The 23,464-nt window shown below is 64.1% G+C and carries 23 protein-coding genes and 1 tRNA gene; 6 read left to right on the top strand and 18 right to left on the bottom strand.

The window, feature by feature from the left end; all coding sequences use genetic code 11:
* Window positions 1-13: 13 nt before the first annotated feature.
* The 4 genes from DKB74_RS12175 to DKB74_RS12160 form a co-directional block, all read right to left on the bottom strand.
* Window positions 14-1,312 (bottom strand): DNA-packaging protein, encoded by a 1,299-nt coding sequence (locus DKB74_RS12175; RefSeq protein ID WP_420822415.1) that lies wholly within the window; start codon window positions 1,310-1,312, stop codon window positions 14-16.
* Entirely contained in the window at window positions 1,309-1,869 is a 561-nt protein-coding gene (locus tag DKB74_RS12170; RefSeq protein ID WP_109808438.1) for a hypothetical protein, read from the bottom strand. Before DKB74_RS12170 ends, DKB74_RS12175 begins: the two co-directional genes overlap by 4 nt.
* A 142-nt stretch (window positions 1,870-2,011) precedes the next feature.
* Complete coding sequence (dapF, locus tag DKB74_RS12165) at window positions 2,012-2,962, bottom strand: diaminopimelate epimerase (RefSeq protein WP_109808437.1); 951 nt, start codon at window positions 2,960-2,962, stop codon at window positions 2,012-2,014.
* A gap of 69 nt (window positions 2,963-3,031) precedes the next feature.
* The gene (locus tag DKB74_RS12160; protein WP_109808436.1) at window positions 3,032-3,703 is read right to left on the bottom strand and encodes a glutathione S-transferase family protein; all 672 of its coding nucleotides are present in this window, start codon (window positions 3,701-3,703) and stop codon (window positions 3,032-3,034) included.
* Between the two features lie 107 nt (window positions 3,704-3,810).
* Between DKB74_RS12160 and DKB74_RS12155 the strand changes: the two genes are divergently transcribed.
* On the top strand, window positions 3,811-6,345 hold the full coding sequence (locus tag DKB74_RS12155) for a DUF2339 domain-containing protein (RefSeq protein ID WP_109808435.1): 2,535 nt from the start codon (window positions 3,811-3,813) through the stop codon (window positions 6,343-6,345).
* On the opposite strand, the gene DKB74_RS12150 is transcribed toward DKB74_RS12155, so the two are convergent.
* The gene (locus tag DKB74_RS12150) at window positions 6,330-6,680 is read right to left on the bottom strand and encodes a DUF6456 domain-containing protein (protein WP_338062890.1); all 351 of its coding nucleotides are present in this window, start codon (window positions 6,678-6,680) and stop codon (window positions 6,330-6,332) included. The genes DKB74_RS12155 and DKB74_RS12150 overlap by 16 nt on opposite strands.
* A 230-nt stretch (window positions 6,681-6,910) precedes the next feature.
* On the opposite strand from DKB74_RS12150, the gene DKB74_RS12145 reads away from it, so the two are divergent.
* Window positions 6,911-7,474, top strand: a complete 564-nt coding sequence (locus DKB74_RS12145) for a helix-turn-helix domain-containing protein (RefSeq protein ID WP_109808434.1) — start codon at window positions 6,911-6,913, stop codon at window positions 7,472-7,474.
* Window positions 7,475-7,504: 30 nt separating this feature from the next.
* Here DKB74_RS12145 and DKB74_RS12140 read toward each other — a convergent pair.
* Window positions 7,505-7,580 (bottom strand) — tRNA-Val (locus tag DKB74_RS12140).
* Between the two features lie 243 nt (window positions 7,581-7,823).
* On the opposite strand from DKB74_RS12140, the gene DKB74_RS12135 reads away from it, so the two are divergent.
* Window positions 7,824-8,099 carry a hypothetical protein gene (locus DKB74_RS12135; protein ID WP_239987493.1) on the top strand — a complete coding sequence of 92 codons (276 nt, stop codon included), beginning with the start codon at window positions 7,824-7,826 and terminating at the stop codon, window positions 8,097-8,099.
* Window positions 8,050-8,640, top strand: a complete 591-nt coding sequence (locus tag DKB74_RS12130; RefSeq protein WP_109808433.1) for an SOS response-associated peptidase — start codon at window positions 8,050-8,052, stop codon at window positions 8,638-8,640. The genes DKB74_RS12135 and DKB74_RS12130 overlap by 50 nt, the downstream gene beginning before the upstream one ends.
* Before the next feature lie 16 nt (window positions 8,641-8,656).
* Here DKB74_RS12130 and DKB74_RS18720 read toward each other — a convergent pair whose 3' ends face one another.
* On the bottom strand, window positions 8,657-8,833 hold the full coding sequence (locus tag DKB74_RS18720; protein WP_154670834.1) for a hypothetical protein: 177 nt from the start codon (window positions 8,831-8,833) through the stop codon (window positions 8,657-8,659).
* Between the two features lie 158 nt (window positions 8,834-8,991).
* On the bottom strand, window positions 8,992-9,171 hold the full coding sequence (locus tag DKB74_RS18635; RefSeq protein WP_145960986.1) for a hypothetical protein: 180 nt from the start codon (window positions 9,169-9,171) through the stop codon (window positions 8,992-8,994).
* Window positions 9,172-9,401: 230 nt separating this feature from the next.
* Here DKB74_RS18635 and DKB74_RS12125 point away from each other — a divergent pair, with 230 nt between their 5' ends.
* On the top strand, window positions 9,402-9,701 hold the full coding sequence (locus tag DKB74_RS12125) for a hypothetical protein (RefSeq protein ID WP_109808432.1): 300 nt from the start codon (window positions 9,402-9,404) through the stop codon (window positions 9,699-9,701).
* A gap of 58 nt (window positions 9,702-9,759) precedes the next feature.
* Here DKB74_RS12125 and DKB74_RS12120 read toward each other — a convergent pair whose 3' ends face one another.
* The 5 genes from DKB74_RS12120 to DKB74_RS12100 are packed head-to-tail and all read right to left on the bottom strand — an operon-like array spanning window position 9,760 to window position 11,855.
* Window positions 9,760-10,131 (bottom strand): hypothetical protein, encoded by a 372-nt coding sequence (locus DKB74_RS12120; RefSeq protein ID WP_145960985.1) that lies wholly within the window; start codon window positions 10,129-10,131, stop codon window positions 9,760-9,762.
* Window positions 10,085-10,429 (bottom strand): hypothetical protein, encoded by a 345-nt coding sequence (locus tag DKB74_RS12115; RefSeq protein ID WP_109808430.1) that lies wholly within the window; start codon window positions 10,427-10,429, stop codon window positions 10,085-10,087. Before DKB74_RS12115 ends, DKB74_RS12120 begins: the two co-directional genes overlap by 47 nt.
* Window positions 10,426-10,803 carry a hypothetical protein gene (locus DKB74_RS12110; RefSeq protein WP_109808429.1) on the bottom strand — a complete coding sequence of 126 codons (378 nt, stop codon included), beginning with the start codon at window positions 10,801-10,803 and terminating at the stop codon, window positions 10,426-10,428. The genes DKB74_RS12115 and DKB74_RS12110 overlap by 4 nt, the downstream gene beginning before the upstream one ends.
* The gene (locus tag DKB74_RS12105) at window positions 10,800-11,471 is read right to left on the bottom strand and encodes an N-acetylmuramidase family protein (protein WP_109808428.1); all 672 of its coding nucleotides are present in this window, start codon (window positions 11,469-11,471) and stop codon (window positions 10,800-10,802) included. The genes DKB74_RS12110 and DKB74_RS12105 overlap by 4 nt, the downstream gene beginning before the upstream one ends.
* A gap of 21 nt (window positions 11,472-11,492) precedes the next feature.
* Complete coding sequence (locus DKB74_RS12100; protein WP_145960984.1) at window positions 11,493-11,855, bottom strand: hypothetical protein; 363 nt, start codon at window positions 11,853-11,855, stop codon at window positions 11,493-11,495.
* A 112-nt stretch (window positions 11,856-11,967) separates the two neighbouring features.
* Here DKB74_RS12100 and DKB74_RS12095 point away from each other — a divergent pair, with 112 nt between their 5' ends.
* Complete coding sequence (locus DKB74_RS12095; protein WP_109808426.1) at window positions 11,968-12,207, top strand: hypothetical protein; 240 nt, start codon at window positions 11,968-11,970, stop codon at window positions 12,205-12,207.
* Here the strand turns inward: DKB74_RS12095 and DKB74_RS12090 are convergent.
* The 5 genes from DKB74_RS12090 to DKB74_RS12070 form a co-directional block, all read right to left on the bottom strand.
* Window positions 12,204-12,482, bottom strand: a complete 279-nt coding sequence (locus tag DKB74_RS12090) for a hypothetical protein (protein ID WP_145960983.1) — start codon at window positions 12,480-12,482, stop codon at window positions 12,204-12,206. The two genes, DKB74_RS12095 and DKB74_RS12090, sit on opposite strands and share 4 nt — an antisense overlap.
* An 87-nt stretch (window positions 12,483-12,569) precedes the next feature.
* Window positions 12,570-12,980, bottom strand: coding sequence for a hypothetical protein (locus DKB74_RS12085; protein WP_109808424.1), 411 nt, complete (start codon window positions 12,978-12,980; stop codon window positions 12,570-12,572).
* The gene (locus tag DKB74_RS12080) at window positions 12,977-13,309 is read right to left on the bottom strand and encodes a hypothetical protein (RefSeq protein ID WP_145960982.1); all 333 of its coding nucleotides are present in this window, start codon (window positions 13,307-13,309) and stop codon (window positions 12,977-12,979) included. Before DKB74_RS12080 ends, DKB74_RS12085 begins: the two co-directional genes overlap by 4 nt.
* On the bottom strand, window positions 13,306-18,663 hold the full coding sequence (locus DKB74_RS12075; RefSeq protein ID WP_109808422.1) for a beta strand repeat-containing protein: 5,358 nt from the start codon (window positions 18,661-18,663) through the stop codon (window positions 13,306-13,308). Before DKB74_RS12075 ends, DKB74_RS12080 begins: the two co-directional genes overlap by 4 nt.
* On the bottom strand, window positions 18,660-23,372 hold the full coding sequence (locus tag DKB74_RS12070; RefSeq protein ID WP_109808421.1) for a hypothetical protein: 4,713 nt from the start codon (window positions 23,370-23,372) through the stop codon (window positions 18,660-18,662). Before DKB74_RS12070 ends, DKB74_RS12075 begins: the two co-directional genes overlap by 4 nt.
* Window positions 23,373-23,464 lie beyond the last annotated feature (92 nt).

Genomic DNA, 23,464 nt, shown 5'->3' with positions numbered 1-23,464 from the left:
CCGAGGGTGCAGGCTATTTGAGAACCCGCACCCCCGCCTCGCCGCGCTTGCCGAGCAACAATTCGCTCATCGCCCACACCAACGCATCGGCGCGGTCGGGCGATCGGCCCGGCCCTTCATAGCCACCCCCGGCGATGATCCCGCACATTTCGTCCTCCAGCGCCGGAAAGCTCCCGACATGAAACGCCTTGCCGCGCTCGTACAGCGCCGCGACCGGCTCGGCGCGCGCGCTCTTGCCACGGCTGGCATGGACCAGCCGGATCGGCAGCACCGCGTCCGCAGCGGTCAGCACGCTGCGCACCATCTCGCCGCCCTGATTGGCTTCGGCCACCACCCGGTCGGCGCCGTTGCGCACTGCGCATGCCGCCACCGCGCGCGCCCATTGTTCGGGCGATGCCGCGCGCACGCTCGCATCCTCCAGCACATAGCCATGGCCATCGCGCCCCAGCGCCACTGCGACGATCCCGCATGCATCGCCATGCGCGCTGGCGGGCGGATCGACGCCAACGACGACGCGGCGCGTGCCGCCGATCGCGGCCACCCGGCACCTCTCCAGCATCTCGCGCGTCCACAACGCACCGGCGACATCCTCGATCAGTTCGCCGTCCAGCTCCTGCCGCCCCAGCCGCGTCCCGCCATAGGTTTCGCGAATCCCCGCGACAAAGCTCTCGGGCAGCAGCCGGTTCTCATCGGTCCGCCCGGTCACCATCGCCGTATCTGCCCGATCGCGCAGCATCCGCAGCAACGGGATCGGGCGCGGCGTCGTCGTCACCAGCACGCGCGGCCGCTCCCCCATGCGCAGCCCCATCATCAGATTGTCCCAACTCGCGCCCGGATGCGCCCATTTCGCAATTTCGTCGCACCAGGCATAATGGAATTGCGGCCCCCGCAACCCCTCCGGATTCTCGCCCGAATAGGCAAAGGCCTGCGCCCCGTTGGTCCATTTCAACCGTCCGCGCGTGGGCTCCCATGTCGGGCGCTTGGCCTCGGTAGCGGTCGCCAATATCCCGCTCGCGCCTTCGACCATCACCGCGCGTACTTCGCCCAGCGTCGCCCCGACCAGTGCGATCCGCACACCGCCATCGGCTTCGGCCAGCGCGCGCACCCATTCGGCGCCCGCCCGCGTCTTGCCGAACCCGCGCCCCGCCAGCATCAGCCATATCCGCCAATCCGCGCCCGGCGGCGGCAATTGTCGCGGATCGGCCCAGAACGGCCATTCCTGCAACAATGCGCGCCAATCGCGCTCCTGCAGGAAATAGCGTAGCTGCTCGCCATGCGGCGCATTGGCGATCCGCCGCGCGTCTTGGCTCACTGCGCATCCTCTTCGTCGGGCTCCTCCGGATCGGGATCGCGCAGCAAGGCGATCCGGCGCATGACTTCGGCCTTGGCCTCGTCCTGCGTCATCGCCGAAGCGCCCGACGGCGCGGCGCCGCCGATCCGGTCATAGACTTCGGGTCGCTTCGCCTTGAGCAGAAACATGCCCAGGCTATCCGAATAGGTTCGCACGCTGCCAACCACTTCGCCGCGATAATAGACCGGCTTTTCCACGCCGTTGCGCGCGCGCTCCATCAACTGGCTTTCCAGCTCGTCCAGCGCCTCGGCGATCGCCGCGTCCCAGTCGCGGGCAAAGCCGGCATAACGGGCGCGATGCGAATATACCGTCGAACTCGACAGCCCCGCCTCGCGCGCCGCCCGCGCCACATTCGCGGTCTGGCGCAGCACTTCCAGGAAACACGCCTTGCGCACGGCAATCGACGGCTGGCGCGTCTTGCGTGCCTTCCCGCCCGCTTTCACCAACCGCAGCTTCGCGCCGCCTGCCTGTTTGCTGCCGGGCTGCCTGCCGCCCGCCTGCCTCGACATATCCGCCATGCCGCCCTCCCCTCGGGGCCCCCCGGCCCCAAACGCAATCGGGCCGGAAGGCGTCACCGCCCCGGCCCGACTCGCAATTCTTCAGCGTGCATTGGAGGTACCAAAACAGCGTGACGATGTCAAGCGAAAAACACCAAATAGGTTATTTCAGGCTTTCGAGCAGCGCGTCCCATGCCTGCGCCTCGTCGAACCGGCGGTTATGGACCAGCGGCGCGCCGATCGCGCCCGTCGCCGGATCGAACGCAATCGTCGCGTCATAGACGAAACTGGCATTGCCGCGGATCGTCACCAGCGCGCCGTCCTGCGGCGCCGTCGCCGATGCGCGCACCATCCCGCCGCGGTTGAAGACAGTCACGGCCGCGCCAAACCCGATCCGACCGGTCAGCCCGGCGGCAAAGGTCGACGCCGCCATCGCGCTACCGCAACTATTGGTCAGGCCCACGCCGCGCTCATAGGTGCGGACGAACAAACCGCCGTCCTGCATCGCGACGAAGCTGACATTGGCGCGCCCGGGAATCAGCGCCGGCGCCGCCTCGCACCAATCGCCCAGCGCGACGAGTTCGGCTTCATCGACGGTATCGACGAACGTCACCAGATGCGGATTGGGCATCGCCACCGCGGTAAAACGCCGTTCGCTCGGAAAGCCGGGGATCGGCGCATCGACCAGTTCGGCCGCGTCGATCTTCAAACCAACATCCCCGGTCGCCAGCGATGCCGGGCCCACCTGCGTGCGGATCGTCACCACCCCCGGCGCCAGTTCGGGGTCGCGCGCAACCTCGGCCAGGCTGGTCTTGAGCTGAACGCTCGCGCGATCGACTCCCAACAGCTCGAACCCCAGCCGCGCCGTACAACGCAGCCCGTTGAGGCACGTCTCCGCCTCGCTGCCATCGGGATTCAACATCCGCATGCCAAAGGCCGCGCGATCATTCCCCTTTGTAAGCAACAGGATGCCGTCGCCGCCGACCGGCCCGTTGCGATCAGCCAGCGCGCGCGCCAGCTGCGCCCATTGCGCATCGGACAACGCCATCGCGCGGGCGTCGATCAGCGGGAAATCATTTCCCGAACCATGGCATTTGATGAAGGCGATCTGCATGCCCCTTCTATGGGAAGAATTTCTCCCGCGAAACAGAGGGGGCATGCAGATTTTCGTGGCCCGCCGGGTTCAGGCGGGCGCCGCCGCCGAAACCGGCCCGCCCATCGCCGCAACCATCGCCCGGTCGGCTTCGATCGTGGCGGCAAAGCTTGGCCGCGCCAGAATCGCATTCAGCCAGTCGACCGTCCTGGGATAACGATCGCAATCGACCGGACAGCCGACATAGGAAAGGTTCGCCCAGGGGCTGGCAACCGCGATATCGGCGATGGTCAGCCGGTCCTCGACCAGAAACCCGCTCTGCGGGATCACGCTTTCCAGATAATCGAGCCAGCGTGGCAATTCGTCGCGCTCGGCCGCATCGGCAGTGGCAAGATCGGCTTCGCGCTTCAGCACGCGCGGGACCACGAACCGGTTGCCGAAAATCTTGGCACCGCTCGCCATGATCAGCGTATCGGCAAATTCCTCGAACCAGATTGCGCGGGCGCGCGCTTCGGGTGCGAGCGGGATCAGATTGGGATCGGGATATTTCGCTTCGAGATAAGTGACGATCGCGGTCGAATCGGAAATCGCAAAATCGCCGTCGCGAAATCCCGGCATCTTGCCGAACGGGCTTGCCGCGTGAAATTCCGGGCTGCCGCGCCCCATTCCGGCGGGCTGGACTTCGATTTCGAGTCCCTTTTCGGCGGCAAAAGCCGTAACCTTGCGAACATAGGGCGACAGGGTGGAACCATAGACGATCATCGCGCTCTCTCCCGTGCGATTGCAGTGCCGCCAGAATAGGGCCTAAGTTGCAACTTGCAACTTAGTTTATCGGGGACAGCCCCAACAGGCTATGGCAGAACCGCCCGATGATCGAGCTCGTGCTGCTGGTCGGCGGTATCCTTGTCTATGCCTCGCTGAACAAGCGCATCGTGACCTTGCAACGCGAAGTCGCCGAACTGCACGCGATGCTCGCCGGTCGGCGGCCTGCGCAGGACGAACCGGCCCGGCTGCGCCCCGCCACGGTCGAACGCGATCCCCCGACCGCGCCCGTCTCGCCCTGGGAACATTCGCCTGTCGCTCCGAGAGAACCGGTCGAACCCGCTGAACCGATCGAGCGCGCCGAACCCCGCGAAACCGCGCGGATCGCGCTGCCCGAATTCAGTCTCGAAAAGCTGATCGGCGGCCAATTGCCGATCTGGATCGGCGGCGCCGCCCTGGTGCTCGCGGGCTTCTTCCTCGTTCGCCTGACGATCGAAAGCGGCCTGCTCGGCCCGGTGGCGCGCACCATCCTCGCCGCGTTGTTCGCGGTGGCGCTGATCGTCCTCAGCGAGCTCGCCCGCAATCTGCGCTGGACGCGCGACGACCATCGCGTGGCCCAGGCGCTTGCCGGCGCCGGCGTCGCCAGCGGCTATGCCACGCTCTATATCGCCGCCGCGCTCTATCACCTCATCGCCCCGCTGCCCGCCTTCGTCCTGATGCTGCTCGTCACTGCGGGCGCGCTGGGGCTGGCACTGCGTCATGGCCCGCCGACTGCGATCATGGCGTTGATCGGCGGCTTCGTCGCGCCGCTGGTGGCGGGTTTCGACGCGGCCGGAGTGGGCCCTTTGCTCGTCTACCTCGCGCTGTTCACTGCCGCATTGTTCGCACTGGCGGTACAGCGCGGCTGGGGCTGGCTTGCGCTCGCCGCCGCGCTCGCCGGCTTTGGCTGGATCAATTTCCTCATCTATGCGCTGGCGCGTCAGGATCTGGCGGGCGTCGGCGCCTTTGCCGTGCTGCTCGCAGTGGGGTGCAGCGCCGCACTGCCCGCTACGGGGTTGCGCAGTATCGGGCTGCGGCTGGCGCCATTGCTCGCGGGATTGCTGCAACTGCTGGTGCTGGCGCCGTCGCTCGATTTCGACGGACTGGCCTGGAGCTTCTATCTCGTCCTTGCCGCCGCGACGCTCTTCCTCGCATGGCGCGACGCGCGCTACCTGCCCGGCACGATCGCCGCGCTCGCGCTGACGCTGCTGCTCGAAGCAACCGCCCTGCTTCAGCCCGAACGGTCCGCAACACCGATCGCCATCGCGATTGCGACTCTGATTTTCGCAGTGCCCGGCCATATCCTCCTGCGCCGATCGACCAGCTGGGCGGCGCTCGCCATCGCCGGAACCGCAGCGCCGCTGCTCGTCGCTCAGATCTGCGCACCCGGCCTGATGCCGCTATGGGGCTGGATCCTGCTCGAGCTCGCCGCTGCCGCGCTCGTCCTGTGGGCCGGATGGCGGCTGCGGAACGCTGCCCATGACATCGCGCTGGTCGCCGCGACCTGCGTCGCCGGGCTGATGGCCGCCACCGGACTGGGTCAGGCTGTGCCCTTCACCTGGCTCGCCCTGCCGCTGACGATCGTCATGCTCAGCCTGGGCGGCTGGGCGCGCCTGCTCGACCGCAAACGGCTCTACGCGCTTCCCACTGCCGCCTTCGTCGCGGCGCTGCTCGCCGCAAGTCCGGTGCTGTGGCGAAACCTCCATGCCATCGTCGAATCGCTCACTGGCACGCCCTATGTCTATGCGTTGCTGCCGACGACCGGCGCCATGCTCCGCGCCTTGCCCGCGATTTCCGTCGGCGCCTTCCTGCTGCTTGCCGACCCCCGGCAATTTGCCCGCGCGCGCGCGCCGATCGCCTCTGCCGCGCTCGCGATCGGGCTGCTGGCGCTCTACACGCTCGCCAAGCAACCGCTTGCGATCTCCCATGAGCAAAGCTTCGTTGCATGGGGCTTTGCCGAACGCGCGCTGATTACCCAGGCGCTGATGGCATCGGGCTGGTTGCTGCTTCGTCATGGTCGGCTGGCGCCATTCGGCTGGGGCCTGCTCGCTACCGGCTTCTTCCGGCTTGTCTGGTTCGACTGGCTGATATGCAATCCGGCATTTACCCCGCAATGGATCGGCGGCCTGCCGCTGCTCAACCTTGCAACGCTCCATTTCGCGCTTGCAGCCTTCTGGCTCTGGACGCTGCCGCGTACCGCCATGGCCGGCCATGGCGAGCGCATCGCCGCAGCAATCGCGACCATCGCCACGCTGATGGCGACGGTGCGCCAGGCGGCGCATGGCGCGATCTTCACCGGTCCCGTCACCACATTCGAAAATGGCGGCTATTCGGCGGTGCTGCTGCTGCTTGCGCTATTCTGGCTCTGGCGCGGAATACACAGCGGCGCCCGCGATCTTCGGATTTTCGGGCTCGGCCTGCTCACCATCGTCACGTTCAAGGTATTTCTGGTCGATGCGTCCGCGCTGGATGGCGTGCTGCGGATCCTGTCCTTCCTCGGTCTCGGCCTTGCGCTGATCGGCATCGGCTGGGCCTATAACCGGTTCCTCGGCGGGCGATCGGACGCCGAGGAAGCGACAAGCGAGCTTCAATCCAGCCCGTAATGATCGGCCAGCCGGTCGAGCGCCATGCCGAGCACCAGCTTGCCCGCGCGCACCGGCCAGCCCAGCGCCTTCTCCGCCGTGGCCAGCCCTTCGCAGGCGCAGATCACGCGCCATAATATGTCGGAAAGCCCCGGCCCGGCGGCGGCGATCGCCGCGTCGAACCGCCGCTTTGCCGCGATCTGCGCCAGCGTCGGATCGAGCGGCGCGTCCGGCCCGCGATGGCCGCGCCGGGCGGGCGCCGCGTCCCACGCCATCGTCACCCGCGCGCCCAGCGCCGCCGTCTCATAATCGCCCCGCAGCCTTTCGCCCGCTTCGAACTGGCGCGGCGTCACCATGCCCCGCGCCTGCAGTCAGGACAGCGGCGATTCGGCAAGGTTGACGGTCACGCTGCGCCGGCCCTTGCGCGCGCCTGCGCGACCGATACGCCCGGTCGCTCCGTCGATTTCCCGTTCGGCAAGTTCCTGCATCGGCCACTCCCATCCATTGCGCGATTCGATTTGCCTTGCCACAGCGATGCTGTTGTAGGACAGTGAAATGTACCGATCTGGTTATTTCAGGAGCCGCAATGATTACTGCAATCCGCGAAGTCCGGCGCGCCAGGGGGCTGACGCTAGAGGATGTCGCACGCCGTTGCGATCCGCCCACCACGGCCCAGACGATCGGTCGCCTTGAAACCGGAACGCGAACCGTATCGGTGGGATGGCTGAACCGCATCGCCGCCGCACTCGAAGTCGACGCAGCGGATCTGGTCCAGCTTCCCGACCGTCCCGATGTCCCGGTCGTCGCCCATCTCGACGGACAGGGGGCTCAGGCGCCGCGGCGGCAGGCAACGCTCGCGGCACCGCGTCCCTCGCCCGAAATGGTGGCGCTGCGCGTCACTGGCGGCGTCGGCGATTATCGCACCGGAGACGAAGTCTGGTGCGAGCGGCTGGCACCAGCCGATTTCGCACAGGCGCTCAATCGCGACATCCTCGTCCCCCGGCCCGCCGGACGCTTCCTGTTCGGGCGGCTGCTCGGTCGCGAAGATGGCAGGCTGCACCTGCTCCCGCTCGGCGCCGGCGCGCGCCAGCAAGTGGTCGCCGATCCCCCCTGGATCGCCCAGGCGACCCGGCTCATCCGCGCGCTCTGAATGTTCGGCTGAAAAGTCGCGACCCGCAAATGGTGGGCGGTGACGGGCTCGAACCGCCGACCCTCTCGGTGTAAACGAGATGCTCTACCAACTGAGCTAACCGCCCGTACCTCGGGAATGCGGGCATTTACGCGCTTTTCTCCGAAGGTCAATCTCCCTTTCACGGAACAGACCGGATACGATCGGAACGGAAACGACCTGAAGGTCCCGAACTATTCCCGAAGTTAGGAATGGCTCATTGCGCAGACCAAGACTCATCGAGATTGAAGCCACGTTGATCATCATTTTGACGATCGCAGCGTTGCTCGCCCCGCTTGCAATGTAGGATTTTGCCTGCTGCCTTGCGCCAATGGAACCGCACCACATCCGCGACCGCTTGGAGCACTTGATCAACGCGCACGGCGAAACCTATGCATCAGTCAGTCGCCTACTCGGTCGCAATGCAGCGTATTTCCAGCAGTTCATGAGACGCGGCACGCCGGAACGTCTCGATGAAGATGACAGGCTGATCCTCGCTCGATACTTTCAGGTCGATGAACGCGAGCTGGGCGCCCGCGATCCGTGGATACCGACTGATGTGCAATCACTACCAAAAACATCCGGAAGCGATCGCCGCGTGGGCTGACTATATCGGGTGGAGCCTCCCCGACGCGTTCGGCGAAACGCTAGACGACGTGTGGCCGAAGGGTGAAGGCTGGGTCGCGCGTATCGAGGATGGCGAAAAGCGGTTCGAGCCGATGCGCTGGGGCTTCGAGCTTCACGTCCCCGGAAAACGCGAAGGGACGACGCGCAAAACGCAGGTCACCAATATCCGCAACCTGTCCAGCCCCTTCTGGCGCGGTCGCGTGCCAAGGATCGAGCGCCGGTGCCTAGTCCCATTCACGCGCTTCGCCGAACCGAAGATCGGGCAAGGCCGCGAAGAACATTGGTTCACCGTCCCCTCACGCCCAGCCGCCGCCTTCGCCGGAATATGGGATATGTGGAACGGCGAACCCGTGTTCGCCTTTCTCACCTGCGAACCGAACAGCCTGGTCAAGCCGCTCCATCCCAAGGCGATGCCCGTGATCCTCGCCGAAGACGACTATCAACTATGGCTGACCGGCGACTGGAACGAAGCGCAATCGCTGGTCGCACCCTTCCCTGCACAATTGATGCGGGCGGAGTAGCGGACGCGACGTCGGTTCATGCATTGGATACTTCGTCACCACCGATCAGCGGTGCATCGGGATCGGGCAATTTCGGCATCACACCCACTGCCAGACGATCGACGATGATCGGCGCGGTAGCTCCCATATAGAATGCAATCAATGGCGTCGCCGCATCAATGATCAACGGAAGCGTGCCTGACACGAACGGCATCAGACACCTCGTGGCAATATAGGGCCACTTTCGATATCGAGATGGAAGATGTCCGTCGAGCTTTGCGCAGGCTCGCGCAAAAGCGAAGAATTCGACAACAGCGCTTCCGATAACGCCGACCGCATAGGGGGAAAGGCCAAGCGAATCGAAATCGGTTATTATCGAACTCCGATCCGGAACAATGCGATCACCGAAGCCAGACGCCGTTGAATTCTGTCCACGGTGCGCCGACGGTGCAGCACATATCCGACAACACTTGCCGCATTAGCCAGCAACAAAAAGCTGACGATGACAAGAAATAGTGTCGCGAAAAACTGAAGCAGCGTTTCCATGTCCATCCTATCCTCCCCCCATTTGTAGAACGGTCGCGACCAGTTTTCACTGCGGAATAGTCCGGAGGCGACCGCATGTAAACTGCGGGGGACGATACATGGCGGCAACTGTATGTCCGCTGTACATGCCGCAGGCGACCGGGAGATAGGAAGCCGGACGATAGGATTCAAGCGAACTCGTCATTCACCCATAGCTTCGATTGCAATGTTGGATCGCGCCTGCTCGCTTGCCGGGCATGGGCAAGACCGCACCGCTGATTCCATCCTCCTATCGCACAATTGCCGACACGATCGCGCGCGGTGGGCGCCTCAAGGCGCAATGCGACACCTGCGGCGAATCGCGCGAACTCGATCGCCTCGCGCTGGAGCGCATCCGCCACGCTAAGGGCGCTGACTATTGCCTGATCGGAAGGCGCTCGCCCTGCCGCTTCACGCGCGGATGCGCCGGATGGGTCCGCTTCTTCTACTGGAACGCATTCTGGTGGCCGCTGTGGCGCGATCGCGACGATACGCGCTGGCTGCTCGCCAGCAAATGAAACGCCGGTGGATTGCTCCGCCGGCGCTGTTGCATATTGGGCTGTTTCTTCATTCAAATCATGGCGGTGCCTCCATATTCCTGATCCAGTCGAGGCCGTAGAGCACGCCTGAGCGACAACCTGCCCAGGCGCCGCGCGCACCGCGCACGATGAACAGTGCCGTCACTTCGTCGCGATCGAGCACGTTTGAATAAAGCGCGACCTCAGTCCCTGCCGGCAACAGCGCCCGCGTCCCGTCGTCGCGCGTGCCGATCACATCGGCCGCCAGCGTAAAGCGGGCCAGCGGCGGCAATCCGGTCAGCTTCGGGAAGGCATCCGGGCACCCGGCGCTCAGCTGCGCAGGGTCCGGCATCACCGGCACCGCCCGTTCGGGCAGCGCACAGTTAGTCAGCGATAGCGTCAAGAGCGCTGCTGCGATTGGTCCGCGCATCGTCGATCCTTTCGATCAGATTGGCCTGTTCGTTCGCCTCTGCGGCGTCGCGCATCTGCCGCGCCTTCATTGCCCCGCGCTCCGCGTCCACCTGATCGGAGCGCACCCTGGCGTTGTTCTTGTTGCGATCATTCGAAACTGCCCCGCGATCGTTGAACCAGTCGAACACCGCCAGGGCGCCACGGACAGCCCCGGACAGCGCAATCAGCAACGCCAGAGCGATAAGCCCCGCCACCACGCGCTGCACGTTCCCTTTGGCGCCTGTACGCGCAGCCAAACGCATGAGATATTCGGTCATGCTTCTTCATCCCTGCTTGAAATGGTTCGCGCTGCCGCCTCTGCGGCTGCCGCAACCACAGCGTCTTCGATCTCGATGCCGTCACGGCTCACCCGGATCGTCCGCTTGATCAGCAGGCCCGCAAACCCGGTCAGGACGATCCCGATCAGAATCAGCGCACCGACGCCCAGCCAGAACACCCGCGACGGCGATTCCCGCACGAACCAAAGCGTGAACCCTGCATAGATGGTCATCGCCACGCCGCCGCCGGCGAGCAGCATGAGCGCCCAGGCGCGACGGCCCTCCTGAGACAACAGGCTGCGGAACGGCGCGCCAAGATGGCCCGGCAATCGCCCGAGCCAGCCGATAAAGCCCAGATCGATACGCCCCGTCATTGCGCGGCCCTCCTGCGGGCAAAAGCTTCCGCAAGGCGCACATCATATCGGTTTGCCTGATAGGCGGTGCCATTATAGCCGCCGGCAAAGGTAGCCCAGTCGCCGGTGCGCAACGCCTGCACCAGACCGCGCCGTTTCACGAACAGCAGAAACGCAGCCAGTTGATCAGCCTCGGTTTGCGATTGGCGCCAGGCGAACGCCCAGGGCGTCGGCGCACCGCAGATTTCATGATTTTCGCCGAGGATCTGAAACCCGCCATAGCTGGCACTCGCGAACCCCGCGTCGACATCCAGCGCCACGGCGTCGAGCAATTGCTTCCACCGCCCGGCCTGGCTGCCCGGATAGAGCTTCCGGTTCCAGTTACGAGAAGAGATATGCGGGTGGCTCACATCGAAACGGTGGCCGGTGGCGCGGCTGAAACGATGGGACTCGAACAAGATCGTCGGGCGACCATCGATAAAGGGCGATGCCGTCGCCTCCACATCCCACACGGCCCAGATCTTTGCCTGCTCGACACCCAGATCCTCCGCCGCATCTTCGATATCCATCACGTCCAGCGGGGTGTCTGGGCCTTCCGTCAGCTTGAGCAGTATCGCCGCGCGCGTCTGCGGACCGCACACGCCATCGGCCGCGACGCCCACGCGCCGCTGCAGCTCACTCATATCCATGTCGATATCTCCGATTGCGCCTCAGCGCTGGTCGCCACTTTCGTGACGGTGCATTGCCTCCAGCTGGCCGATGCGCCGATCCAGTTCACCAAAACGATCGTCGCTGCGGTCGCCCGACAGCTGCTGGCGTTCATCGATCCGCGTAACGGTCTGCTGCAGGCTGCTCAGAGTCGTCACGCCCCAGATGCACATGCCGCCCACACCCAGACTGGCGAGCGACGAAATGATCCCGGCCGCCCATTTCAACGGAGCCGGGACGCGGGATTCCGGAGGCGCCGGCGGATGTTCACGGTCGAACCGTTTGATAAACGCCTCTGCCAGCTGCTCGGCTATGACGCGCACCTGCTCGCTATTGCCCATGCCTTGCGGGCGGTTATCGGGCATTGACCTTTACCTTCTGTACTGTCGCCAACGCCCCCTGCGCTCGAATCGCATGCATTGTAGAAACCGGGTATGCAGGCGTTCTCGAACGACTCCCGGCAAAGGAAGGGCCATCATGGACGGCAGATTCATCATGGACGAGGAAACTGCTGATAAGGCGGTTCTTTTGCTCACCAATCGGCTTTCGCTCGACCTGCTCTCCTGGCTGGTCAGCAATGGCACGATACCTTCGGAAGATGCTGAACATCTTATCAATTTCTCCGCAAATGAGGTGATCAAGGGAGCGCCGGAACTGCGTGACGCCGTCATTTTCTTTGCCGAACTGGCCGCAGGACGCTTGCCGCCCAAGGCTTAGTCTGTGGTGATCCGCAATCTGTGCTGATCGATTTCAGCGATCGCCTGCGCCGAAATCTCTGTCAGGTCATTGGCCCAGATGTGCGCCACGCGAACGCCGGGAAAGTCCCGCTCGATCGACTGGTATCCCATCGCCAAAGCGCCATTCTCGCCAGCTGCCAGAAACGGATAAAAGAACCCGCCCTCATTGCCCTGGGCGTCGCGAAGCAACCCGTGCACCGCGAAGAAACGAGGCGCAGGCACCTCCGGTTTGGCTTCCGCCGTCACCTCGGGCATTTCGGGCTCGGCCTTCGGCTTCACGCCGACTTTCGCCGCTGCGGCCTTCCGGGGGCGCGGCGTTGGCTTGTTGTTGAGAGCGGCCATTTATGCACCCTCGCCTTCGGCTTCTTCGATCGGCGCACCCCATTCGCTTTTCGGCGACGGATCATCGGCCGCATCCGGCCAGCCACCGCTGGGCGCCGTCTCGCCGGCAGCACGGCGCAGGGCCAGCATCATGGCACCGGCCCGATTGTCCAGCCGCCCGTGGAAGCCGTCGCGCTCACAGATCGAGGCGCAACCCGCCGCGATCTCGCGTGCATCATCGTCGAAGTCGGCGGGGTTGGCATACACCGCCTCGGTGAAACTCGCGGCCAAATCGACAGGCGACGTGCCCGTGCGGGTCAGATCGCCCAGCCTGGTCGAAAGGTGCGCGGGCAGCAGCCCGGCGTTGATGATCAAGTGGGCGCGCGCGGCGTCTGCGGCATCGGCGATGCCATTAAAAATACGCATCTTCATTTCTCCGGTTGATCGAGGCGCGATTCCAGATCTCTGACGCGCGCCTCCAGCGTCAGGACCAATTCGATCAGGCTTTCCTGCGACATGGATTTCCGCATCGCCTGGTCATGCTCAGCTTGCTTGCTCGGGCAGTCTTTCCACCGCCGCTTCCGCTTGTCCCACACCTGTCGATCATGCGCGGGCTCGGGCACCTTGATACAGCTGACGCCGGTATCGATCCCTTCCGCCGCGGGATCATCGCCGTGCGTATAATGACGCGTCTGTTCACCGTTTGCGTGCGTGACCAGCCAATGCCGGACCGCATGCACTTCCTTCGCCCGGCGCATCATTGGGGCGACGCCGTTGCGGTGCCGACCACCGATGCCAGGCCTTGCCCTCCGGAAACCATGCGGCCCATCAATCGGAAATAGGCAGTGGCGCCATTGGTCAGCCCCGTCTTGGTCTGGGTCACCGCGATATCGCCGGGAAAGTCCCGCTGCCCCTTGGGAGGATTGAGACTAAACCACCGCTCCGCTGCTGAGCCTGTGATCTCGCTTGCCACATCCGACCACCCCGTCGATCCATCGGCGCTATATTGCCATTTCGCTGCCAGATAGGTGACGTCGAATTCGGAACCGTTCACTGCGGAATAGGTCAATGGCGCGGTTAGATCGACTTCCCCGCCAGTGCCGACCACTACCGTCAGGTTCTCTGTCATCACCTGGTGCGTGGTGTTGGTGCCTGGATTCGTAAAACTGCTAGTGCTTGCCGGGCCGCTCGCTGCGCTTACCGGGGGCGGCGCGTCGATCCGCTGGATGGATATCTGCTTGTAAAGCGTCACCCCGCCATAGGCCGCCGAAACAGTGATGCTCCCCTGCGCCGCCGACACCGCCGACACCGAAACATCGCCCCGCTGCGCGCTGGCGGCGGTGTTGTTGATCGTCGCCGTGCAGCCTGAGCTGGAAAGGATCGCATAGCTGGTACTCTCGCTCACATCGGTCGTGCCGATCAGCCGACGGAACGAACGCAGCTTCGGCAACTCGCCTGAATTCGCCGTGCCGGTATAATCGGCATTGACGACGATGTTCGGGACATCGGCCATCCCGTGCTGATTGTTCGCGGTGACATCGGCATCGGCTTCGATCCCGCTCAGCTTCGTCGCAGCACTACTGTCAAGGTTGGCCAGGCTCTTGTTCGTCACCTGTCCGCTCGACAGATCCACGGCGCTCTGCGTTGCAAGCGCTCCTTGTCCAGCAATCGCCGCCGCGGTGTGACCGCTGGTAACATCCGCTGCCAGCTCCCCGGTAAACAGCCCACCACTGGTCCGACGCAGAAGATTCGAGCTGTTCGCCCGTGTCGTCGTCAGGTTGCGTGCCAGATCGCCGGCAGCATCGAGCCCGGCGGCAACGCGCCCATCGGTCAATTCGGTGGGCCGCCCCGTCAGATTTGTGCCCCAGGCCGCACCAACCGTTGCACCCGTCGCGATGCCCGAAAGCTTCGTACCTTCGGTGGCGTTCAGCTGGGACAGGCTGTTCGCCGTTGCTCCGGTGCCCTGCCCGGAGATGGCGGCGGCGGTGCCGAGCGAAGTGCGGAGCACGGCTTCGGTGCCGGCAGTCGTGCCGTCCTCCAGAACGACATTCTGTCCCAGCACCGCGCTGGGGCTCACAAACGGATCGGCGAAATAGACGGTGCCAGCCCGCGCAACATTCGCGTCCCAGGCAACATAAAGGTACATGTACCATGCCACCGCATCGTCCGGCAGCTTCACCCGCGCCTGCTTCGATCCCAACGCCCCCGCCGCTGTGCCGGAGGGCACCAGCTCCGGAAATGCCGCGATCACTACACTGTCATCGTCGCGAAAATAATCGATCCGCACATATGCTTTTCCGGAAAGCTGCACGCCGACATAGGACCGCGCGCCAAACGTCAGCAATTCTCCGCCTCGACACGGGCGGGTCCGCGACCGGATCGTCGTATAACTTGGGCTAGTTGAAGTACCACCGTCACCGGAAATGACTGCCGCGCGCTTAACTCCCAGCGCTGTGCAAGCAGCACTGTTGGTCGAAACCGACAGACTTTCCCAATAGCTGCTGTCCTGAAACGTTGGATCAAGGATCGCGTTGACAGCACTTCCAAAACCGCTCGACAACAGCGACGGCGTCACCACGCTCTTCGTCGCCAGCCCACCCTGGCCCGTAATCGCCGCTGCAGTGTGCCCTGCGGTCACATCCGCCGCCAACTCGCCCGTGAACAGGCCACCGCCAGATCGACCGAGTAAGTTGCTACTGTCCCGGCGCGTTGCCGAAATGTTGCGATTGAGATCACCATCACCGGTCAGTCCCGCCGATACCCGACCGTCGGTCAGTTCAGCAGGACGCCCGGTTAGATTGGTTCCCCACGCCGCCCCCACCGTCGCGCCGGCAGCAATGCCCGACAGCTTCGTGTTCGCCGCGCTGTCGACATTGGCGAGGCTCTTGTTGGTCACGTCAGACGATGACAGGTCGACCGCGCTCTTGGTCGCCAACCCGCCCTGACCCGTGATGGCCGAAGCAATGCCGAGTGACGTTTTGAAGTTGCTCAGCGTAGCCGATGATCCGCCACTGGACTCGAGCAACAGCCCGTCACCAAAATAGAGCGTGTCCTTCAGGCCCACAGCCTTGCCGCCCAGGCCGCCATAGGTCACCTGACCGCCACCGGCGCCCGACAGCGATCCGTTCGATCCGATCGTGATGCTGCTGTTCTTCAGCCCGGTCGCGGCATTGGCGGTGCCGAGCGTGCCGGTGACATCGGACGTCGCCAGATTGACCGCGCTTTTGGTGGCCAGCGATCCTTGATTTAGGATGGCCGCGGCGGTGTTCGCGCCGGTCAAATCCGCATCCAGATCACCGACAAACAACCCGCCACCGGTTTTCCGCAACAGGTTCGACGATGTCGCGCGCGACTGCGGGATGTCCTGCGCGATCAGGCCGCTCGAATCTAGCCCGGCCGCAACGCGCCCGTCGGTCAGTTCCGTGGGCCGCCCGGTCAGATTTGTGCCCCACGCTGCGCCAACCGTGGCACCGGCGGCGATACCGCCCAACTTTGTGCTGGCGGTCGAATCCAGATTTGCGAGGCTTTTGTTCGTGACTTCGCCCGAGGACAGATCAACTGCGCTCTTGGTAGCGAGGCCACCCTGACCCGTAATCGCCGCCGCTGTTCCCAGAACCGTCTTGAAATTCGACAATGTGGCCGGCGAGCCGCCTGTGCTTTCCAGCAGGTTGACCCCAAAAGCGCCACCGACGGTCGCGTAATTCTCCACCCCTGTCAGCTTGGTTCGCTCGGTAAGCTGATAGCGCTTATAGGTCGCTCCGTCGGTAACATCACTGTCCAGAGACACTACTGACTTCGTCGCAAGGCTGCCCTGCCCGGAGATGGCGGCGGCGGTGCCGAGCGAAGTGCGGAGCACGGCTTCGGTGCCAGCAGTCGTGCCGTCCTCCAGAACGACATTCTGTCCCAGCACCGCGCTGGGGCTCACAAACGGATCGGCGAAATAGACGGTGCCAGCCCGCGCAACATTCGCGTCCCAGGCAACATAAAGGTACATGTACCATGCCACCGCATCGTCCGGCAGCTTCACCCGCGCCTGCTTCGATCCCAACGCCCCCGCCGCTGTGCCGGAGGGCACCAGCTCCGGAAATGCCGCGATCACTACACTGTCATCGTCGCGAAAATAATCGATCCGCACATATGCTTTTCCGGAAAGCTGCACGCCGACATAGGACCGCGCGCCAAACGTCAGCAATTCTCCGCCTCGACACGGGCGGGTCCGCGACCGGATCGTCGTATAACTTGGGCTAGTTGAAGTACCACCGTCACCGGAAATGACTGCCGCGCGCTTAACTCCCAGCGCTGTGCAAGCAGCACTGTTGGTCGAAACCGACAGACTTTCCCAATAGCTGCTGTCCTGAAACGTTGGATCAAGGATCGCGTTGACAGCACTTCCAAAACCGCTCGACAACAGCGACGGCGTCACCACGCTCTTCGTCGCCAGCCCACCCTGGCCCGTAATCGCCGCTGCAGTGTGCCCTGCGGTCACATCCGCCGCCAGCTCGCCCGTGAACAAACCGCCGCCCAGCTTGCGCAGCAATGCCGAACTGTTCGCACGAGCGGTGCTGATATTCCGTGCCAGATCGCCTGAGCCATCCAGCCCGGCTGCGATTCGACCGTCGGTGAGTTCAGTCGGTATAGAGGCGATCAGCGGACCACCCCAAAGAACTGCATTCTCGGTCGCCAGCGCGCCCTGACCCAATACGCCCGCCGCCGTACCGATCGCGGTTTCGAGATCTCCCTTCCAATACCAGCCACCACCGGGTCGCTGCACATTGCCGGGAAGATCGCTATTCTCACCAACGATTGCGCCAGGCGTCGCACCCGGTTCGGCGGGCTTCAGATCCTCGATCGGCGTCCCGTCGTCATAGGTGGTCGCCTGCCCCAGTGACTTCGGCGTCGTCGCGTCAGAGAAGCCCTCGACATTCAGCGCGAGGGTGCTCACCGTTTCGCCCACTTCGATCGTGAAATCGCGAAAGAAACCGTGCACGATCAGGCTGTCCAGATAGCTGTCCCCGATCCACAATGCCGGTTGCGCACGCACCGATGCCACCCGGTTCGCCACCATGTCGATCGCGTCCGTGCGGATCAGCGCGCGCGCAGCCATCCGCTTTGCCCAGGCACGCTGCACCAGCGTGACTTCGCCGAAATCGTCCGTTTCCTTACGGCTGAAATCCAATATCCCGGCGGTCGGCGACGCTTCCGTCACGCCCAGCGGCACCAGCGTGCCGATCAACAACGTGCCGATCGACTTGGTGCCGCTGCCCGATACCGTCACCGTCACATTGCCCGTGGTGGTGGGCAGATCGAGGAACAATGCGCTGCCATTGGCGACCGCGATCGTGCGGTCATATCCCGGTGCCTGCACTCGCGCGCTGGTGCCGACCACGTCGATCAGCGCCACCGCATCGATGCTGCTTGGATCGATCGTGATGGAAATGGTGCTGGAGGACGACGATGCCGTGCCCGACGCGCCATCCAGCATCGCCCAGCGATTGGTCGGCCCGACATCGATCCACTTGCCAGTCGATGTCGCCGGATCATTGTTCACGTTGCCATCGGCAACGCTTTCATAAATCCGGTGCGCATTGCCGCGCAGCACCTTCGCCCCGGCGGCATAGGTCGTGGCCGCCGACCATTGCGAAGCATCATTTTCGGCGATCGAACACGAAACCAGCGCGGCATCGGTCACCGTCATCGGCTGCAGCAGGCGCAACGTCGATGTGCCCGTGGGCGCCGGATCGCCACCCGGATCCGCGCCCGCCTCTGTTTCTGCCAGCCCTTCGACATTCAGCGTGCAGTAACTCAGTGGCGGCACCGCCAGGTCCAGCTCGAAATCCTTGTAATATCCCTCGAAATTCAGCCAGTCGAACCGATCATCGGCTTTCCACCGCGCCGATGTCGCGCGCAGCGCCGCCAGCTGCCGCTGTACCGCGGCGACATTTTCGGTTTCCAGCGCAACCCGAACCGACATCTTGCGCGAAAATCCACGCTTCACGATTGTCGTGACGCCGAAATCGTCGGTCACCCGGCGGCTGTAATCGACAATCCCGATCGTCGGCGATGCCTCCAGCGTGCCGATTTCGATTTCGGTCTCGCCTGCCGTCACGATCTTCATGCGGCAATCTCGATGCTGATCGCGTCGCCACCGCTCTGTTGAGTTACATTGTCTAGCGTCCGCTTCATCGATCCGGTGTTAGCGGCAGTGGTGGCATGCCCGGCATTATTCTCGCTGCGAAGCTGCGCCACTTCCTCGCGCAGCGCGCGGATCTCGCTCGCCATGTCGCCACTGGCGCTTGCCGGTGCCGTCGCTACCTGATTGGTCGCCGCGGCGTTCAGCAGATCGTCGATTGAAACCTGCACCGGCTGCGAACTGATCCGGTCGCCGCTCGGCGTCCCCGCCGCCGCGATCGAAGCCGCCGCCGTGCCCCCGGCAAAGCCGGTGATTGCGGCATAGGTCGCCTCCAGGCTCGCCGCCGTCGCCGCCTGCACCCGATCCAGTTCCTGCCGGCTCGTCGCCACCAGTGCGGCCGCCGAAAGCAGCGCCTGCGAAAGCCCCGGCAGGCTTTTCGCCGCATCCTGATCGCCGCTGCGGGCCGATGCCGTCGCCGCGTTGAACTGCCCCTGCAACGTCGCGAAATCGGTACTGGTGCCGCCATTGGCCAGGCCGCGAATGCGGTTCACTTCGTCCAGGATGCTGTCGCCCACGCTCTGCCATGCCTGCCGCAATTCGTCGGCGGCGGCGGCGGCATCCTTCGCGTCCTGAATCGCCCAGATCTGCTGCTGCAGCGCGCGATTGCTTTCGTCCAGCTTCGCCAGGTCCAGTTCGCGGATCGCCGCCGTATCGCCCTGCAGCTCCAGCAACTGGCGCTGCAGGCTCTGGCGCTCGCTGGCGATATCGGCGGCACTCTTCCCGCCGGTCAGCGCCTCCTGCACATCGGCGAACGCCGGCGCCAGTTTCAACAACGTGGCATAGGTCGCCTGTCCCGCTGCCGTGGTCAGATCCTGCGCCTCCACCAGCTGGCGGAATGCCGCGATCGAACCCGGCATCGCCAGTCCCAGACCCTCGAACACCTTGGCCATCTGCGCGGCTTTCGCCGCCGCTTGCTCTTCCTTGGTATAATATGCCTGGAAATAGGCATCGGCGGCATCCACCAGCCCCGAAACGCTGTCGAACTGATCGGCCAGCGCCAGCGTCGCTTCGATCCCCAGATTGCCGACACCCTGCCCCAGCAGGTCCAGCGTGTTCCCCACTGCCTCGATCGTGGAGGCGACGCGCACCAGCGTTTCGAACATGCCTTCGCCCGCCTGCTGAAACTGCCGTATGCCCGGAAAGGCGGCGTTCGCCATATTGTCGGCGGCGGCGCCGAACACGGCGGTCAGCTTGTCCTCGATCTCGGCTCCGGTCAGCCCCTTCAGGTCGATCTTGCCGATATTGACGACAAATCCGTTCAGCCGCGCCTCGACATCGTCGGTCGCCACGCCCAGCGGTCCGGCGGCCGCTTCGATCGCATCGGCGAAATTGCTCAGGATCAGTGTGAACTGGTTTTCCAGATCGGGGTTCGCAGCGCTATATTGCGTCGAATGTGACCGTCCGGTGACGATGCCAAAGAACTTCTTCGTCTTGGTGATATCGCTGTAATAGGATGCGTCGAACCCGCCCGACAGGATCGATCCCAGCGTCTGCGGCCCGCCATACAGGCCACTGCCGGTCACGTCGGTGCGCGATCCGAACAGCGACCCGATGAAGTTGCCGATGCCGCCAATGATCCCGCCGATGATCGGAATCTTGGACAGGATGCCCCCGCCGGTGATCAGCCCTTCCAGCAGGTTGCCGGTAAGGTCCTTCTTGAACCCCTCGGTGATCCCGGCATTCGCATCGATATTGCCCGTGCGCAGCACCAGCGATGCAAAGCCGCCGATCTGGCTGTCGATCGATTCCAGCGACGCCGACATCTGCCGCGCATAGGTGCTGGTCACGGTATCCACTTCGCGCAGGGCATCGATTGCATTCTTGATGCTCGCGCTCTGCGCCGTCGGATCGCCGAACACCGTGCCCGTGCCGGTGTTGCTGGGCTCGGACTGGGAGCCACCGCCGCCGAATGCGCCGCCGATCGATACGCCCAGCGATGCGATCGCCGCAGCCGTTGCCGCCCCGGCGGCCAGGTTCAGCGGGAATGGCAGGCTGCTGATCGCCTTGACCACTGCTTCCACCGCATGCTTCGCCGTCCGCGCCGCGCTGTTCGCCAGCGAAGCCCCGGTTTCGATCGCATCCTGCGCAATGGCGCGCACCGACAATGCGAACTGGATCGCGCGAAACGTCTGCTCGGCCTTCTGCAGGGCTTGATATCCCGCCGTTCCCTCGCGGAAAAACCCCTGCGCGGCTTCGGACAGGTCGCCGTAAAACGCGATCTGGGCGGCGGCGTTCTCGCGAGCGTACCGCGCCTCGTCGATATTATCTTTCGCAAGCTCGCCCAGCCAATATTTTCGTGTTTCGCTGTATTGGATCAGCGCACGCATCGATTCGTTGATCGCATCGCCGCCTTGCCCGAATGCCCGCGCAAATGCGTCTCCGCTCCGTTCGACCGCATCGATCAACCGGTCCATTTCCTCGCGGATCCGCCGGATCGTCTCGACTTCGCGCTCCGCCGCCGCGTCCCGCGCGATCAATGCGCTTTTCGCGGCGTAATATTCTTCCCAGCGCGCCGTCGCCGTCGCGATCCCATCATCCATATGCTGGGCGATGAATGCTTCCTTCTCCAGCGCCAGCGCCGCCTGATCACGCGCCGGGCCGATCAGGCCGTATAGCGCCAGCTCATCGCGCAGCGGCTGCATCACATTCTTGTCGAAATCCACCGCGCTTTGCCGGCCATAGGCCGCTTCGCGCACTGCCGCGGCATCGCGGATCGCCTGTTTCAGCGCCTCTGTCGGCGCCGCAGCGATCGCCGCCGCATCGGCATATTCACGCAACGCCCGCGCGCTCAGGCCGATCTTGTCGGCCTCTTCCTGCTGCGCCGCAGCATATTCCCGCGCCGCTTTCACTGCATTCTGATAGGCCCGCTCTTCCGCTGACAGCCGAGCGCGAGTCGAGCTCGGGTCCAGATACCCCTTTTCCTCAGCCTGCGCGCGTATGCGATCACGTGCATTCTGGCGCGCCCTTTCCGAAACTACGGAGGCGAAATCCCCGATATAATCACGTTCGGCCGCCTTGAATTCCTCGCTCCAGCTATCGGCCATTTTCCGTGCTGCACCGGCATATTGATTTGCCGCGCGCTCGATCTGCGGCGCGGTCAGCTCGGGCAATGCCCATGCGTCCGGCAATATCTTGTTCGCCTGCGCGATCAGCCAGTTCAGCCCTTCGATCGCCTTTCTCAGCATCAAATTTATTGCATCGATGGCGGCGTTGACTGCACTGAAAAACAGATCGCCCAGCACCTCCGGCAGGCTCGACCAGTTCTTGCGAAACGTCTTGAATGTGGCAACACTCACCTGGATCAGGAAATTGCCGAACGCCTTGCCTTGGTCCATCGCGCTGCTGAAGAAGTCGCCAATCGCATCCTTCACATCCGTCACGTTCGGGCCGATTGCGTCCCAGATCGCCTCTCCGGCGACCTGAAAAACCGCCTTGGTCGTGTCACCCCAGGTGACGGTAAGATTGTCGAGCTTCCGGATCTCTGCAGCCGTCAGACCTAGCGACTTGGCATATACCTTCATGTCTGCGTCGTCATTCGCGGCATGGTTCAACAGCGCGATTGCTCCGGCTGCGACTGCAGCGGCACCAGCGATTCCCATCAAAGCTGGGTTGGCTACCGTCGCCAGCAGCAATTTTTTCGACATGTCGGCTGCTGCTGCACCCACTTCCCGGAACCCCACTCCGGCCTGTCCCATGATCCCGTAAATCTGCGATCCCTGCTGGATCATTGTCGTCAGCACCATGCGCAGCGGCGCGCCACTCTGCGCCGCTGCGAACATGCCCAGCCCGATATCCTGGAACTGGAACGCCAGATTCTGCATGTGAAACCCGGTCAACTTGCCGGTCGCACCCAACCCGCCCAAACCTTGGTTCAGCATCCGCTGTTGCTGCCCCACATCCTCAAGCCGCCCCTGCAATACGGCCTGTTGATGCGCATATTCTTCGGCGCCGATCGTACCGCCGTGATACAGGCGCGTGCTTTCCGCCAGTTCGGCATTCAGCCGCTGCGTGATGGCATACAGGGGATCGGTCGACGCGCGCAGCCGCTCGGCGGCAACAGCATCGGCCTCCTGCGCCGCGCGCGATGCCTGCACCGCATCGGCCAGCATCTTATGCTCCCGCGCCAGTCGCTCTGCCGCTGCCACTTCGGCATTTTTCGCGGCCACGGCCCGCGCCGCCGCCTGCGCTTCTGCCTGCGCCGCATTCTCTGCTGCAATCGCGCGTTGCCGCGACGCGAACTGCAGTCGGTCAGCAAGATCCGCATTGCCTTGTTCAGCGGCCGCGAGCGCAATCGCCTCCACCTTGGCATCACGCATCTGATCACGCGTCTGCCCCAATGCAGCGGCTTCGCGTTCCAACTGCTTGATCAGCCGTTCACCCGCTCGATCCGTATTCGCCTTTTCGCGATTGATCGCCTGCAACTCGCGCGTTGCGGCGCTGCTGAAAGCCTGAAATTCGGCAGCAGCGCCACCCAGTTTGACCATGCTCCCGGTGGCGCGTTCGATGTTCGCCGCCTCGGCCACCATCTTCGCTTCCGCAGAACCCATCAGCTCCTGCAGCTGCAACAGTTCCTGATAGGAACCACCCGTGTCGATCGCGAAGCCAACTTCCAAAGCTGGCGAACCGTCGTCCATCGGGCACCTCCAAAGCAAAAAGGGCCGCCCCAACGGGACGGCCCTGACGAAAACCTAGACTCCTCCAGCCTATTCAAAGACAATGCTGCCCT

The sequence above is a fragment of the Stakelama portus genome (assembly GCF_003171655.1).
In the GTDB taxonomy this organism is placed as follows: domain Bacteria; phylum Pseudomonadota; class Alphaproteobacteria; order Sphingomonadales; family Sphingomonadaceae; genus Sphingomonas; species Sphingomonas portus.
The sequence above is the reverse complement of the archived record's forward strand: the minus strand, read 5'-3'. Positions and strand labels throughout refer to the sequence as shown.